Origin of the sequence: Moorella sp. E308F (assembly GCF_006538365.1) — a bacterium.
In the GTDB taxonomy this organism is placed as follows: domain Bacteria; phylum Bacillota; class DSM-521; order Neomoorellales; family Neomoorellaceae; genus Neomoorella.
In genome coordinates, this window is record NZ_BJKN01000002.1 from 151,949 (window position 1) to 166,441 (window position 14,493).

Genomic DNA, 14,493 nt, shown 5'->3' on the forward strand with positions numbered 1-14,493 from the left:
TTGCTCCAGGTTGCGCTTTACCACTTACCTTTGGTGGGCAAAAAGCGCCGGTAGACTTCTTCGTTAACAGCCAGCTCCAAAGAATCATTCAAGGGTGGCAGTTCGACTTCGCCATAACGGCGCTGCAGGGCCAGCCGGAGGAGGTAATCGGCCAGGTGGGGGTTTTTACTCAATAAAGGGCCGTGGAGGTAGGTGCCGATAGCGTTCCGGTAGCGGGCACCTTCCGTCTGGTCGGTGCCGTTGTTGCCGTCGCCGTAAATTACCCGGCCCAGGGGCCGGGCACCTTGGAGGAAGGTGCGGCCGCCGTGGTTTTCAAACCCTATCACCGGCCGGTCCGTACCCAACTCCTCCACCTGGATGGCAATATTGCCCTTCAAGCGCTTGTTCCCGGCCTCGGTATAGGCGGCAAAAAGGCCTAAGCCGGGTAATGTTTCCCCGGTGCTGGTGCGGTAATACTCGCCGAGGAGCTGGTAGCCGCCGCAGATGGCCAGGAGGGCCGCGCCTGCTTCCACCGCTTCCTTGAGCCAGGGACCTTTAGCAACTAAATCGGCACTGGCCACCCCCTGCTCCTGGTCGGGACCGCCGCCCAGGAAGAAAAGGTCATAGGCCTTAGGGTCCAGCTTATCCCTCAGGGAGATCTGGGTTACTTCTACCTCAATACCCCGCCACTCAGCCCGGCGGCGAAGGATTAAGACATTACCCCGGTCACCGTAGAGGTTAAGGAGTTCCGGATAGAGATGGCAGAGGCGTAACTTCACTGACAGCCCCCCTTGCTTTAAGGATGCGGCGGTACAGGGCCAGGTTGGTATAGGTACAGAGAATCAGGCCTTCGTCGACTGGTTCTCCCAGTAAAAAGTTGACGCTTTCTTCCTGGTCGGGGATAACCTTCAGGTCCGCCTCTTTTACCCCCTGGTATTTGAGACAAAGGGCCATATCACCGGCCCGCAGGCCGGCACAGATAATCCGGTTGTAAGGAGCCTGTAACAAGGGACTGACGTCGGCATCCCACAGCCAGGAGACGTCGCGGCCGTCGGCAGCCAGGTCATTGATGGCCAGGAGATAGGTCGCTTTTCCGCGGCCGGCAGTCAGGGTCTTCAGGGCCACACTTAAGCCCGTGGGGTTTTTTACTAACATCAAGGTCAAATGTTTGTTGCCCAGGATAAAGGTTTCGGCCCGACCCTGGCCCGGGAGGAAGGTCGCCACCACCCGGGCAACGGTTGCCGGGTCAATCTTTAATAGCAGGGCGGCACTGGCAGCGGCCAGGACATTATAGACATTATAAATCCCCGGCATGGGGGTCCGGAGGGGCAGTTTGCCGGCTGGGCAAACAAGGTCAAAACGTGCTCCTCCGGAATTTAGCTCTAAATTCCTGACCTCATATTCCGCTGGTGGCCGGCTGTAGGAACACTGCGGGCAGAAATAATCCCCCAGGTGGCTGTAATGATAGTAATTAAACTCCAGGGGCCGGCGGCAGCGGGGACAGATATGGCCTTCCAGGACTTCGCTGGTTGTCGCCTGACTCCAGGGCGTCCGCGCCAGGCCAAAGTAGCGGACCCTCTTCCTTCCCCCGCCCAGGGAAGTGACCAGGGAATCATCGGCGTTAAGGACCAGGGTGGCCGTCGGGATGGCTGCCAGGGCGCGGCTGATGGCCGCTGCCAGTTGTTCCAGCTCATGGTAGCGGTCTAATTGATCCCGCAATAAATTCGTAATGATCATCATATCGGCCTTGACCTGTCGGGTAACCAGGCCCAGGGTGCCTTCATCTACTTCCAGGACAGCAATTTCCCCCCGCCGGGCCAGGAGGGCCGTGGTTACGCCGGCGGGCATGTTGGCCCCTTCACTGTTATGAACCACCTTTAACCCGGCGGCCCGTAAAATTGAGGCCAGGAGGTTGGTGGTCGTCGTCTTGCCGTTGGTCCCGGTAACGATAATAACTTTCTCATACCTGGAGGCTAAACGGCCCATTAAATCCGGGTCAATTTTCAGGGCCAGATAGCCCGGCAGGGAGGTACCACCCCGTTGCAAAAGGCGGGATATAAATGCTACCAGGCGACCAGTCCAGATGGCCAGGAAGGTACGCAACAATTTCTAGGAACCTCCTTTAACCCATAGCGGCCTGGCTGCGGCGCAGGCGCCTGCCGAGAAGGCTTAAGAACATAGCCAGTTCCTCCATGCGTAACAACCAGGCCAGGCCGGCGTAACTCAAAACTCCCAGGGTAATCAGCAGGGCCAGTTCCAGTCCCTCCCGTACCAGACGGGGCCAGGTTACCGGGAGCAGAATATGAGCGGCCGCCAGGGTCAGGAGAAGGCCCATGACCAGAGCTGCCAGGAGACTTTTTAAAGCAGTTTGCAGCAACCGGCGACCTTCCAGGGAATTTTGCACCTTGCGCCGCAGGTAATAGAGCAGCAGGGCGACGTTGACGCAGCCGGCCAGGGAGTAGGCCAGGGCCAGGCCGCGGATGCCGAAGGCCGGTCCCAGGGTAAAATTCAAGGCGGTACCCGCTGCCAGGGTAACCAGGCCGATCTTTAAGGGAGTTACCGTATCCTGGGTGGCATAGAAGGCCCGGCTCAAAATCTCATAGGCACCATAGGCTGTTATCCCCAGGGAGTAAAAGACCAGAGCTTCGGTAGTGGCCAGGGTGTCGGCACTGGTAAAGCGGCCATGCTGGAATAGGACCCTCACCACCGGTTGCCCCAGGGCAATTAGACCCACCGTGGCCGGGATGGAGATGAAAACCACGGCCCTTAAAGAGCCCGACAGGTAACGGGTAAAGGAACGAAAATCCCCCTCCATGGCAATACGGGTCAGGGCCGGTAGAAGGGCAATCCCCATGGATGAAGCAAAGAGGATGGGCACCAGCACCACCCGGCTGGAGATAGTCAGGGCATTAATGGAACCCCGGGGCAGGTAGGAGGCAATGAAAGTCTGGTTAAAGAAAAGGTTTAACTGGGCAATGGAAAGGCCAATGGTTACCGGTAGCATTAGTTTAAAAATCCTGCGAATGCCTGGATGCTTAAGGTCCAGGACCAGCCGGTAGCGGGGCTTAAGGTGCCATACTCCCCAGACCTGCACCAGGAAATTCAGGGCCGCGCCAATCAAGGTGGAAATGGCAAAAGCGGCGATGCTGTATTTCTCAGCCAGGGCGAGGCCGAAAACTATAATGGCGGCGTTGTATACCAGGGGGCCGATGGCCGTGCCTATAAAGGATTGGTAGGCGTACTCTGTCCCCATTAAGACCCCATTCAGGCAGTGAAAGAGGATGGCTACCAGGACAATCCGGGTCAGGTAGGCGGTATACGCCACTTGATCGGCATCAAAGCCCGGGGCTATCAAGTGTATCAGCCAGGGAGTCCAGATCATTCCCAGGGTTACGGCAACCCCTACCAGGGTCAGGACCAGATTAAAGGCAATGCTTACAGTCTGCCAGACGGCATCTTCATTCTCTTCCGCCAGGTAACTGGCCAGAACCGGGATAAAGGCCGAGCTAACCCCGCCTCCCACCAGGATTAAATAGATGGTGTCCGGGATAACAAAGGAGGTATTGAGCATGTCGGTTAACTGGTTCTGGCCAAACAGAGCGGAAATAGCTGTATTGCGTAAAAAACCCAGAATCCGTGACACGCCGGCAGCCAGGCTCATGATAGCTACCGAGCGGGCCAGCCCCATTGTCCCTTGTTTTACCACTTTTGCGCTTCCTTTTTATTTGGCATTGTTGACACACTACCTGTATTTTAATCCTTTAGGTTATAAAAAGGAAGCCTTAGGGTGACAGAATGTATAACGGAAAGGGGAGGCACGTTGACAGAGCGTACTCCCTGGAGGAAAAGGGATTTTCGGCCAGACTGGTTAAATAATTTAACCGGGAGGGGGAGATAATAACTTTCGAGCCAAACTATCTTTTTCAGGAGGAGATTTTTATGGCAGCCCATTACGGCGCCCATGAAGTAATGGAAATCCATGAAGTTTTGAGCGACACTATCGATGGGATCAATCAATTCCAGTTATACCGCCCCCATGTCAAAGATCCCCAGCTTCATTCTATCCTGGACAAGCAGCTGCAATTTATGACCCAGGAGTATAATAACATGGTTCAAGCCATCAACCAGCGCGGTATCACCCAGGCGATACCTTACCGCATACCCCGAACGGCTGCCCCGGTTTACGGCTTAAATAACCCGGAAACCCAAAAGCCGAATACCTCCATTCAAGATATGGATGACCGGGATGTAGCCAGCGGCATGCTGGGATGCCATAAGGCTTCAGCAGCCTTTAGAATGATGGCTTCCTTGGAATGTGCCGACTTGGAGCTGCGGCGCATGATCCAGCAGGGGGCCATTAACTGCGCCGAGCAGGCTTATGAAGTATGGCAGTACATGAATCAAAAAGGCTATTACCAGGTACCGACCATGAAGGATGTAACGACAAGTACCATGATTAATGCTTACAGCCCAGCCAGTACAGGACAGATAAGGCAGTATCAGTAATAAACCGCGCTATTCTGGGCGCAACCGCTGTCCCCTTAGACATGCAAAAACGCCCCGCCTGCTATTAGTAGGCAGGGCTTTTTTATTCCAGTAGATTTCTAAGTCAATGTTAACTTCTCCATGGAGCTTATAAACCCTTGCAAGCTTTTCCCGCCCGGTGTAAACTATAACCAGTTCATCTAATCCAGTCAGATCATAATTAGAGGCGGGGCATCTTCCGCCCCAGCCAGATGTTTTGCAGGCCTCTGAGGCCTTTATCGTCGCGGAAAGTCTTTATTATCTTAAGAACTTCTTAACATTTTCTTGATAACATCCTGAGACTCTTGGGGTATGCTATTCCTAAACCAAGAAACAACAGGCCTGGTTGTTTCGAGAAAAAAGAAAGGGATGATGTAAGGTGACGAAGGGCAAAAAGATACTGGCTGCTGTGGCGGCCCCCCTGGTGCTGGGAGGATTCCTGGTGGCAACCCAGCCCGGGTCTTCCCTGGCAGCCGACGGTACCCCGGTGCAGTCCACCCAGACTACTTATGGTCCAGGTTTAGGCTTGGGGTTGGGGCGAGCCCAGGGAGGGATGCTCGGTATACTCAGCAAAATCCTGGGCCTGGACCTGGCAGACTTAAGGGCCGAGCGCCAGGCGGGTAAATCCATAGCCGGGATTGCCGCTGAACACGGGATTAGTAAAGACCAGCTGGTAGACACGATAACTGCTGAACGGCAAAAGCTCCTGGATGAAAAGGTGGCCGCCGGCCAGATAACCCCGGAGCAGGCCAGTTACTGCCTGGAAAACATGAAGGAGAGGATTGGGCAGAACCTTGAACGGACGACAGTTGGTCCCAATGGCCAGGGCCGGGGCGGCTGGAAGGCCGGTGCCCCGGGCAATACCGGAGCACGCCAGGGGATGCAGGCCGGGCCAAGGGGGCGGGCCGGCCAGGGTGCAGGCTTTGGCCGCGGCCCGGCTAGCAGTCAACAGTAACCTGTACGGGTAGTTTTAACCGTCCAGTTAAAGGTTTTCAGGAAGGTTCCCGTAGTTGTATCTACCCAGGGGGATTACCCCCTGGGTATTCTTAAATCAGGAGTAATAAAGGAAAAACACTGCTGGTAGCGAAACAGTTAATAACATAGCCTCCCCGGGGAGGAAAAGGATGGATAAAAAGAAGATCTTAATCATCGAAGATGAAGAAAAAATAGCCACTGTTATCCAGCAATATTTACTCAAAGAACAGTTTGCAGTTTTAATAGCTGCTGATGGAGTCATGGGGCTAAAAAAAGCGCGCCAGGAAAAGCCCGACCTGATTATTTTAGATTTAATGCTGCCGGGCTTGAGCGGTCTCGATGTCTGCCGGGAAATCAGGAAGGAAAGCCAGGTCCCTATCATCATGCTCACGGCTAAAGCTGAGGAAATAGACAAACTTTTAGGACTGGAGCTGGGAGCCGACGATTACATCACCAAGCCCTTCAGTTTAGCCGAGCTGGCGGCGCGTATCCGGGCCGTCTTGCGCCGTACCGGTGGCCAGGAACAGCCCAAAAATACGGTGCAGACCAGGGGCGATTTGACCATAGATTTTAGTGGCCTCCAGGTATACAAAAAGGGACAGCCCCTGAACCTTACTCCGACGGAATTCAATCTTTTATCTGTTTTGTTCCGGCATCCGGGCCGGGTGTACAGCCGGTTGCAGCTCCTGGATGCGGCCCTGGGCGAAGCATACCAGGGATATGAAAGGTCCATTGACACCCATATCAGCAACCTGCGCCGTAAAATCGAAGACGACCCGGCCAATCCTCGCTACATTCTCACCGTTTACGGTGTGGGATATAAATTTGGCGAAGGATAAATTCCGGGCAGAAAAGGGTGAGCGGGTTGAAACTCAGGACCAGGTTATCCCTGGCCTTTATCATGGTAGTTCTCCTGGCGGTAGCGACCCTGGCGGTTGCCGTAGGCTGGGCCACCAGGACTTTCTTTCATGGGTACCTGGATGAGGTAGCCGGGAAACGCCAGCAGGTGTGGGCCGATTTTTTTACTGCTTATTACCGCGACAGAGGGGACTGGACCGGGGTCCAGGAGCTTTTTAATACACCATGGCATGGCGGCCGGGGCCAGGGCATGGTCCGGGGGCAGGGTATGGGGCGGGGCCAGGGGTTGGGCTGGGGTCGGACCGGTTTAGAAAGGGTGATCCTGGCCGATAGCAGTAGCCTTGTTGTTGCTGATACTTATGGGCTCAGGTTAGGTGAAAGACTGTCCGAACAGGAATTGGCGCAGGGTACAGCGATTATCGTTGATGGCCAGAGGGTGGGTACCTTGTGGTTGACTACTACAACCCCACCGGGTGTCCTGTCCCAGGAAGACCTTTTTACCCGCTCCGTTACTGTGGCGATCATCCTGGCAGGTATAGCGGTATTAATCCTGGCCGGCCTGGCAGGCTTTTTCCTGGCCCGGCGGATAGCCGGGCCCTTGAGCAAACTTACAAAGGCAGTACATAGGCTGGCTGCCGGCGGCTGGGAACAGCGCCTAGTCCTAACCGGCGATGAAGAGATTGTCCAGCTGGTGACAGCCTTTAACGACATGGCTGCCCGGCTGGAAAAATATGAGGCCATGCGCCGCAACCTGGTTGCTGATGTGGCCCATGAACTGCGCACACCCCTGACCGTCCTGCGGGGTCAACTGGAATCCCTCCAGGCAGGAGCCCTGGAGGCAAAGCCGGAAGTAATAATGTCCTTGCATGATGAGATCCTGCGCCTCTCCCGGCTGGTTCATGATTTGCAGGAACTGAGCCTGGCCGAAGCGAAAAAACTCCCCCTGCACCAGGAAACTTTCAACCTGGTCGAGGCAGTGCAGAAGGTGTTGAATTTCTTCCAGGTTGAAGCTGAAGGTAAAAATATTGCTCTAACCCTCAATACTGAGGGACAGGAAATACAGGTAAAAGGGGACAGGGACCGCCTTACCCAGGTCTTAATTAACCTCCTGGGCAATGCCCTGCGTTATACGCCCCCGCAGGGCCAGGTGGGGGTAACCATCAAGGAGAAGTCCGGCGAAGTTAGCGTTTCAGTGGCTGATACCGGCCCGGGGATCGCAGCTGCCGATCTCCCCTATGTCTTTGAAAGGTTTTACCGGCCCGATAAGTCCCGGAGCAGGGCCCAGGGGGGAGCGGGGCTGGGCCTGGCCATTGCCAAAGGTTTCGTTGAAGCCCATGGGGGGAGAATCTGGGTCGAAAGCCAGCCTGGCCAGGGTACCAGGTTTACCTTTACCATTCCGGTTACCCGCCATAATAGTTCTTCATAATTTTTCCATATATCCTATATTCCGCACCTCTAGTTATAATTTCCAGGATTTTGGGGGGCGTCCAAAATTAGGGTGTTAGCCTGATGATTTCCAGAAGGTTTTACGAAGAATTTCGGCGAAATAATGCGAACCAAGGTATTTTGGTCGTTTAAGTCTAAATTATTGGAGGCCAGTACAATGCAGCAGAGCTACAAGTTAAAAGCTAGTCCCTTGAGTGAAAAATACTTACTAGAGCTTAAGTTTCCGGGAAACGGCGACAATATTGCTGATGCAGATCGTTTACGCCAAGCACTGGAAACCCAAATTGGCTGTCCCGTGATTATTCCTCTTGAGTTACTAAGGGAAATTCCGGCAAAGTTACGCCAGAATGATTGGAAGGTAACAGTAACTGTAGGCTACTACTGGCCTCCGGGGTGGGGGTTAGAACGACTGGCCGCCGAGTTAGTGGAACTAGGGCCGGGTTCTGACCGGTTAGGTCCCTTTGGCCTGGCGGTGGACTTGGGCAGTACCACTGTGGGAGGATATTTGTGGGATCTAGGTTCAGGTAAACTTCTCGCTGCTGATGGTGTGGCTAATGCACAGACGAGGCTTGGAGAAGATATCCTGACTCGTATTCATTACGCAGCTACTCCTCAGGGACTAGCAGAACTGCAGCAGTTAGCAAGCATGAGTATAAACAGGATAATTGATTTGGTGACCAAGCAGGCTAACATAGTACCGCAGGATATTACCGCAGGGGTAATCAGTGGTAATACAACTATGGTGCATCTATTACTGGGTCTACCAACAGCAAATATCTGCCGGAATCCTTATGTACCTGTAGTTAACGCTCCGGGGTTTTTCCCGGCAGCAATGATAGGTCTGGATCTCCACCCGCGAGCTCTCGTTTACCTTTTACCCAGCGTAGGTAGTTATGTGGGAGGAGACATCCTGGCGGGTATTTTAGCGAGTGGTATGCACCGGCAAAAAGAGGTCAGCCTTTTGGCGGACATTGGTACCAACGGAGAAATGGTCTTAGGCAATCGAGAATGGTTGGTGGTAGCTGCTGGAGCAGCCGGCCCGGCCTTGGAAGGTGGGGTAGTAGCTTGTGGCATGCGGGCTGAACCTGGTGCAGTTTGTCAGGTTCGTATAGATCCGGATACAGGTAAGGTGACTTACCGCACTATTGGAGATGTACCCGCGCGCGGTATTTGTGGTTCAGGCATTGTGGATGCAATAGCTCAAGCGCTGCTAGCAGGGATCATTAATCAGCGAGGAGAATTACGTGAACCGCTTACTTCTCTAGTGGTTGTGCCGGCAGAGGAAAGCGCTACTGGCCAGCCCATCGAGCTCACTGCCGTAGACATCCAGCGGCTGTTGCGCACCAAAGCTGCAGCCAATGCCATCATGGCTACGCTGCTAGAGAGTGTTGGCTGTACTTTTGCCGATCTTAAGTACTTTTATGCTGCTGGTGCATTTGGCGAGCATCTAGATATTGAATCAGCTATTACCCTTGGGCTATATCCCGACCTGCCGCGGGAAAATATCGTACGCTTAGGAAACAGTTCTGGTACAGGCGCCAGCCTGGTCCTTACTGACATTAATAAGGCACAGGAGTTAGAAGAAATAGCCCGGCGCGTTACGTATCTGGAGATGAACAATAGCCCGCAATTTATGGCCCATTTTACCGCAGGCCTGTTTTTCCCCCACACCGACCTTGACCTTTTCCCTACTGTTAAAGCTCGCCTAAAACACTAATAGGACGTGTCCTGAACCAGTTTTCGCCACAGCAAAACTTTATATCGTGTATAAGATAAACTGATTGGACGTACAATCTTTTCTATGTTACATTCTTTTTGTAGGTTACACCCTTAATGAAGTAAAGTAAGGAGAAGAGCAATTATGATTAAAAAGTACGCCAACAAGGGTTTTATACAACAGCTGGATGGTTCTTACGCTGTCTTAATTCATCCTCTCAACGGATATCTGGAACCCGAACAGCTAGAGGCCATACGTAAGCTGACCCAACAATACGGAAAGGCGAAGCTCACGGTTACCGAGGCTATCATGATTTACGGGATAAAACCCGAGGACCTTGACCAGGTGGCCGCAGAGTTAGAAAAGGCGCGCCTACCTTTGGCTGATATCGGTCCGGTGGTGCGAAATGTCAAAGTATGTTCCAGCCAGTATTGTAAGCACGTTATCCGCGATGTTACTCCTCTGGCAGCGGAAATCAATCAGCGCCTCGCAGGGATGGCGACGCCGAAAAAATTTAAGATGGCCCTGAATGGCTGCCCCAATTCATGCGTGGAGGCACAACTAAACGACCTGGGTATCATTGCTGTCCAGGACGGGTACTGGCTTTACCTTGGAGGCAAAGGAGGACGTCAACCCCAATTGGGTACTCGGCTGGACATGGTTATCAAGGAAGAGCATCTAGTCGAAACTGTCGAACGGATAGTTAAGGGCTATCTTCAGGTTGCCCAGAACGAGCGACTGGCTGAAGTTATTAACCGGATGGGCCTTCTGCCATTCCTAAAGGTAGCGCTGGCATGGAGTAGTGAAGGAATCAAGACGTGCATAGGCGCGCGGTATTGTAAAAACGGTGTTGGTGATGTCCATACTATGGCGGAGCGCCTAGTGTCCTCCGGCAATTTACAAGGAAATATCACTATCAGTGGCTGTGGCAATGCATGTGCTATGGACAAGGAAGCGGATTGTAATGTTGTTATTTTGAAAGACAGGTTATGGGTATACAAAAATGGCGATATGGATGTTGTTGATACTGACCAGTTACCTGAGTATCTTAAACGGAAGGGTATTTTAAAATAACTCCAATTTGAGTTTAACAGAGAAGGGGTGTTGGGGTGAATAAGTTGAAAGTCCTTTTCCATGTTAACGAATCTGGCAGATGGCAAAGGGTTCTCGTGAACATCATTAATTTTTTAAATGATGTTGGGCAAGGAAATGCTGACATCGAAGTAGTGGCCAACGGTGAGGCGGTTTCTATTTTCGGGAACAGGTGCCTCCTGGCCGGAGGTGAGGGTCAGGGGGCAAGCTGCGGGACAGCTAATGGATCGCTGGTAGAGCAGATGAAGAAGTTATCGGAGATGGGAGTAAACTTTGTAGCGTGTCGGAACGCTCTTAAAGGTCAGTCTATCGACGAGGACAGCCTCCCCAACTTTCTGACAGTTGTACCGGCCGGCATAACAGAAATCGCCACGAAACAGGCTGAAGGGTATGCCTACATCAAGCCTTGATTATGTGCCCTATGTAGGGGAAGTGAGAAACTTCCCCTTTAATGTAATTTGAACATGCGGCAATAAAAAAGGGCCCGATCCAGCACAATAAGGGGGTAGTAAAATCGTATGGAAGGAATTGTAGACTCTCATACCCATGTTTCGTTGCTTCCGTACGAAGGGCTAGAAAACATGGCCCTGGCCGGGGTGAAGAAGATTATCGGCTGCTCCATATTTTTCGGGGCCAAACATGCGGAAACACTCTTTGATCATTTCCACCAGATGTTAACCCTTTCCACGAGCAATGCCGCCCAAAATGGTATCAAGCTTTTCGTTACAGTTGGTATTCACCCCATGGGAACGCCGGAAGACTGGCCCAGGGTAATTGACGCCCTTCCATCCTTTCTTAATATGAGCGATGTTGTCGGTTTGGGCGAAATCGGCCTGCATGAGGGGAATAAGCGGGAACAGGACGTCCTCCGGGAGCAATTGAAGATAGCCAAGGAATACGGGGTTCCGGTGATCATTCATACTCCGCCCCAGCGCAGGGTGGAAATTACCGAAAAAACGATTGAAATTGCCGCCGCCGTTGGGATAGAACCCGGAAAAATGATCATCGATCACGCTAATTTGGACATCATTAACATAATTGAAGAGTTTGGGGCCGTTCCCGGGCTCACCATCCGCCAGGAGGGGCTCACTCCCCATTTATTGCTAAATCACCTGGAACGCTTCCCACGAGGTGTTCTGAACAGCGATTACAGCAATCTCAAACCCAATGATCCCCTGAGCGTCCCCAGGGCCGTGCGGTACCTGGAACTGAACGGAGCTTCCCCGGAAATCATTGCTCGGATCGCGAGGTACAACGCTGAGGAACTTTTTGGTATCTAAACAACCAGGGAGGATAACCCTCTGATTTTGGACATCAGGCACAAAATACGGTTGTATAGTTTTCGGCTCTGATTTCCGAATACCCTGGTTTATTCCTGGTTGCCGCGGCCGTTTCATCTTGACTAAGGCAAGGTGGTGACGACAGCCTCGTTTGAATATGCTGATGTTCCCGCTAGATTGAAGGCCAGTACCCGGTAGGTGTAGGTGGTGTTGGCCTCGACATGGGTATCGGTATAGGCCGTTGCTCCCACCATCAGGGTGGTGACCCGCAAAAACGGCCCGCCTCCCGCCCGGCGCTCCAAAACGAACCCGTCTTCATCCGCAGCGTTGTTTATCCAGGTAAGTTCAACCTGCCCTGGTAAAGCCGCCGTGGCCGTCAAACTTGACGGGGCCTGCGGAGGAGTTACGGGAAAGGCCGGGCGAACATCAACAAGGGCCATCATCCCGCCGGGGTAATCGTCGGTATTGACCAGGTGCAAAAGATCCCGGTCGTATAGATAATGCTCCCCCTCCGGGGGCGTGAAGACCAGGTCGGCGCTTTGCCCGGCACCTAAGGTGATCGCGTTCTTATCGTAAGTAGCGTCAAGCAAGGGACTGCGGCGGGGCCGGCCGTCCTCGGCCACAACGCGCGCCGGCCCTTCCTGGAAGGCCAGGGTGTGGGCGAGGAAGCCGGCATTAATTAAGCGGAGTAGTACCCGCTGGCCGGCAAGGACGGGGACGCGGGAGGAGAGGGGTTGCGTGGATGTATCGGGTGGGGCCACACAGTCCGGAAAGGGGCGCCCGTTTACCAGCCAGTACTGCGGGGCGTAGTTCAACGGGTTGTATATAGCGCCGGTGGCGATAACTTCGTGCGCCGCGCGGTCGAATTCGCTGAGCAGAATAACAGCCTCAACGTCGTAACCGCTCCCGGTATCTGCCCCGTAGGCGGTATAATAGTTCGGGCTGCCAGGGTCGTCCCAGCCGGCCGGCCTTACGATGAGCGCGCCGTACAGGCCCATCTGGACCTGGCGCTCGGGACTGGTGCCGCTTTCATAGCGAAAGGTACCCGGGCGGTAGGCGGGAAAACTATAGACCACACTCCTTCCTGGCGCGGCGAAGCGAGTGAGCGAAACCAGCCGGCCGCCGGCGTCGAGGACCGGTTCCGGGGCAATCTCCTGCCCCGGAAAAGTAAGAGAGACAGGTTCATTTAACATGTTATGAAGCGTTATTTCTACCATATCGCCGACCGTGGCTTCAAGCACAGGTCCCGGCACTTGAGGCGCGGCGGTCGGACTGGTAGCTAGACCCCAGATAACGGCGGGGAAACCACCGGGTAGCGAAACGATGCCCGGACGTGCCCAGAGTTCTATGCTTACCAGCATACCTTCATCTCCTTTCGCGAGTACTATTTGCACGGCTGTTTCTTTGCAGCCTGCCGACCTCTGGCCCGAGAGTACCGACTGGAAAGATGCCGATCATCGTCATCATCCCCCCGGGGAATTCGCCCCAGTTGGTGATCTGCGGTTCGGAGTGGGAATGGAGCATAAAGTAGTACTCGCCGGTCACGTTTAGAGAAGTTACTCCTATGGGTATGTCACCCTTTTGCCCTAAGTACGGGCTGCCACTCCACATGGTCCACCCGACATCACCAATCGCCTGGTTCCGGAGGTTGGGGATCGGGGTGGGAATCAGGTTGGTCACCGGGTCATATCCCAGGCCGTCCCACTGGAAGATCTGGTCGTAGGTCTGGCCGGGACCCACTAACACCGTGAAGTGTTTGTGCGATAGGTCCTGGGTGCCGTTTCTTAGCAGCCGCCCGTCCAGCGCGACCACCCGGGTATGATTCCCGTGGGGGTGTAGCGGGTGGGCATCGCAGCCGGCGCCTATATAGCGTATAAGGACCCGCTCGCCCGGTTCCGCCATAATCATTGAGCCGTATGGCTGCTGGGGAAGATAGGTCGCTCTATCGGGCAACATCGTATCGGGGGCACAGCGCCCGTTAATCGTCCAGTAGCGAGGTCTGTAAGTGCTGGGCCGGTAAGGTTTGCCCAAGCGGACGGCTTCGTGTAGCACCGGGTCTATCTCCGCGACCACCAGCAGGTATTCGCGGTCGAATTCGGTGTCGGTTTCCGGGCCGTATGCGGACCAGGTGGCCGGGTCGAGGGGGTCGAAGCCGGCCGGGCGAACGATAATGGCCCCGTAGAGCCCCATCGGCACCTGTTTGTTAATCTCCGTACCGCTGTGGTAGACATAGGTGCCCGGCTGGCTGGCCACGAACTGGTAAATGACCGTCCCCCGCGGGGGCACGTAATCAGTAAGGGAAACGAGGCGCCCGTTTTCGTATATGGGCCCGACCGGTACCGCGCCACTGTTGGTTAGCCTGAACACTCCGTTCTGGCCGGGGAACATTATGGAAACGTTCTCGCGCAGTTCGTTGGTCAGTTTAATGGTGACTGTATCGCCCTGGTTAACAATAATGGTCGGACCGGGTAACTGGGCAGGCCTGCCCATCTCATCCCGGTAGCCCCAGATGTAGATACTCGCTCCGTCGGGGGTGATGATATATCCGTCAACAGCGCGCAGGTGGAAGGTCGGCGATCCGTTGGCTGTAGCTTGTGTTGGCATGAATCCTCCCTCCTGGAA

13 protein-coding genes are annotated in these 14,493 nt (G+C 54.1%); 8 read left to right on the forward strand and 5 right to left on the reverse strand.

The window, feature by feature from the left end:
* Positions 1-17: 17 nt before the first annotated feature.
* From E308F_RS07195 to murJ, 3 genes are read right to left on the reverse strand one after another with little or no spacing between them, the layout of a single operon-like run.
* Entirely contained in the window at positions 18-758 is a 741-nt protein-coding gene (locus E308F_RS07195; RefSeq protein WP_141264281.1) for a type 1 glutamine amidotransferase, read from the reverse strand.
* Positions 718-2,085 (reverse strand): Mur ligase family protein, encoded by a 1,368-nt coding sequence (locus E308F_RS07200; RefSeq protein WP_141264282.1) that lies wholly within the window; start codon positions 2,083-2,085, stop codon positions 718-720. The genes E308F_RS07195 and E308F_RS07200 overlap by 41 nt, the downstream gene beginning before the upstream one ends.
* Positions 2,086-2,101: 16 nt before the next feature.
* The gene (murJ, locus tag E308F_RS07205) at positions 2,102-3,685 is read right to left on the reverse strand and encodes a murein biosynthesis integral membrane protein MurJ (RefSeq protein ID WP_141264283.1); all 1,584 of its coding nucleotides are present in this window, start codon (positions 3,683-3,685) and stop codon (positions 2,102-2,104) included.
* Positions 3,686-3,918: 233 nt separating this feature from the next.
* Here murJ and E308F_RS07210 point away from each other — a divergent pair, with 233 nt between their 5' ends.
* The 8 genes from E308F_RS07210 to E308F_RS07245 all read left to right on the forward strand — a co-directional run bounded on the left by E308F_RS07210 (position 3,919) and on the right by E308F_RS07245 (position 11,871).
* Positions 3,919-4,485 (forward strand): spore coat protein, encoded by a 567-nt coding sequence (locus E308F_RS07210; RefSeq protein ID WP_141264284.1) that lies wholly within the window; start codon positions 3,919-3,921, stop codon positions 4,483-4,485.
* A 397-nt stretch (positions 4,486-4,882) separates the two neighbouring features.
* Entirely contained in the window at positions 4,883-5,458 is a 576-nt protein-coding gene (locus tag E308F_RS07215; RefSeq protein WP_141264285.1) for a hypothetical protein, read from the forward strand.
* Positions 5,459-5,627: 169 nt separating this feature from the next.
* Positions 5,628-6,317, forward strand: coding sequence for a response regulator transcription factor (locus tag E308F_RS07220; RefSeq protein ID WP_141264286.1), 690 nt, complete (start codon positions 5,628-5,630; stop codon positions 6,315-6,317).
* Between the two features lie 17 nt (positions 6,318-6,334).
* Positions 6,335-7,762, forward strand: coding sequence for a sensor histidine kinase (locus E308F_RS07225; RefSeq protein WP_216364484.1), 1,428 nt, complete (start codon positions 6,335-6,337; stop codon positions 7,760-7,762).
* Positions 7,763-7,939: 177 nt separating this feature from the next.
* A complete protein-coding gene (locus tag E308F_RS07230; protein ID WP_141264288.1) occupies positions 7,940-9,499 on the forward strand; it encodes an ASKHA domain-containing protein in 1,560 nt (519 codons plus the stop codon).
* 144 nt (positions 9,500-9,643) lie between these two features.
* Positions 9,644-10,573, forward strand: a complete 930-nt coding sequence (locus E308F_RS07235) for a nitrite reductase (RefSeq protein WP_141264289.1) — start codon at positions 9,644-9,646, stop codon at positions 10,571-10,573.
* A gap of 35 nt (positions 10,574-10,608) precedes the next feature.
* On the forward strand, positions 10,609-11,001 hold the full coding sequence (locus tag E308F_RS07240) for a DsrE family protein (RefSeq protein ID WP_141264290.1): 393 nt from the start codon (positions 10,609-10,611) through the stop codon (positions 10,999-11,001).
* 108 nt (positions 11,002-11,109) lie between these two features.
* Complete coding sequence (locus tag E308F_RS07245) at positions 11,110-11,871, forward strand: TatD family hydrolase (protein WP_141264291.1); 762 nt, start codon at positions 11,110-11,112, stop codon at positions 11,869-11,871.
* Positions 11,872-11,993: 122 nt separating this feature from the next.
* On the opposite strand, the gene E308F_RS07250 is transcribed toward E308F_RS07245, so the two are convergent.
* Complete coding sequence (locus tag E308F_RS07250) at positions 11,994-13,232, reverse strand: multicopper oxidase domain-containing protein (RefSeq protein WP_141264292.1); 1,239 nt, start codon at positions 13,230-13,232, stop codon at positions 11,994-11,996.
* Between the two features lie 4 nt (positions 13,233-13,236).
* Positions 13,237-14,475 carry a multicopper oxidase domain-containing protein gene (locus E308F_RS07255; RefSeq protein WP_141264293.1) on the reverse strand — a complete coding sequence of 413 codons (1,239 nt, stop codon included), beginning with the start codon at positions 14,473-14,475 and terminating at the stop codon, positions 13,237-13,239.
* Between the last annotated feature and the right edge of the window lie 18 nt (positions 14,476-14,493).

Excerpts from the sequence above, each read along its gene's own strand:
- E308F_RS07210 (WP_141264284.1), top strand. The coding sequence starts at position 3,919 with ATGGCAGCCCATTACGGCGCCCATGAAGTAATGGAAATCCATGAAGTT.
- E308F_RS07220 (WP_141264286.1), top strand. The coding sequence starts at position 5,628 with ATGGATAAAAAGAAGATCTTAATCATCGAAGATGAAGAAAAAATAGCC.
- E308F_RS07230 (WP_141264288.1), top strand. The coding sequence starts at position 7,940 with ATGCAGCAGAGCTACAAGTTAAAAGCTAGTCCCTTGAGTGAAAAATAC.
- E308F_RS07235 (WP_141264289.1), top strand. The coding sequence starts at position 9,644 with ATGATTAAAAAGTACGCCAACAAGGGTTTTATACAACAGCTGGATGGT.
- E308F_RS07245 (WP_141264291.1), top strand. The coding sequence starts at position 11,110 with ATGGAAGGAATTGTAGACTCTCATACCCATGTTTCGTTGCTTCCGTAC.
- E308F_RS07250 (WP_141264292.1), bottom strand. The coding sequence starts at position 13,232 with ATGCTGGTAAGCATAGAACTCTGGGCACGTCCGGGCATCGTTTCGCTA.
- E308F_RS07255 (WP_141264293.1), bottom strand. The coding sequence starts at position 14,475 with ATGCCAACACAAGCTACAGCCAACGGATCGCCGACCTTCCACCTGCGC.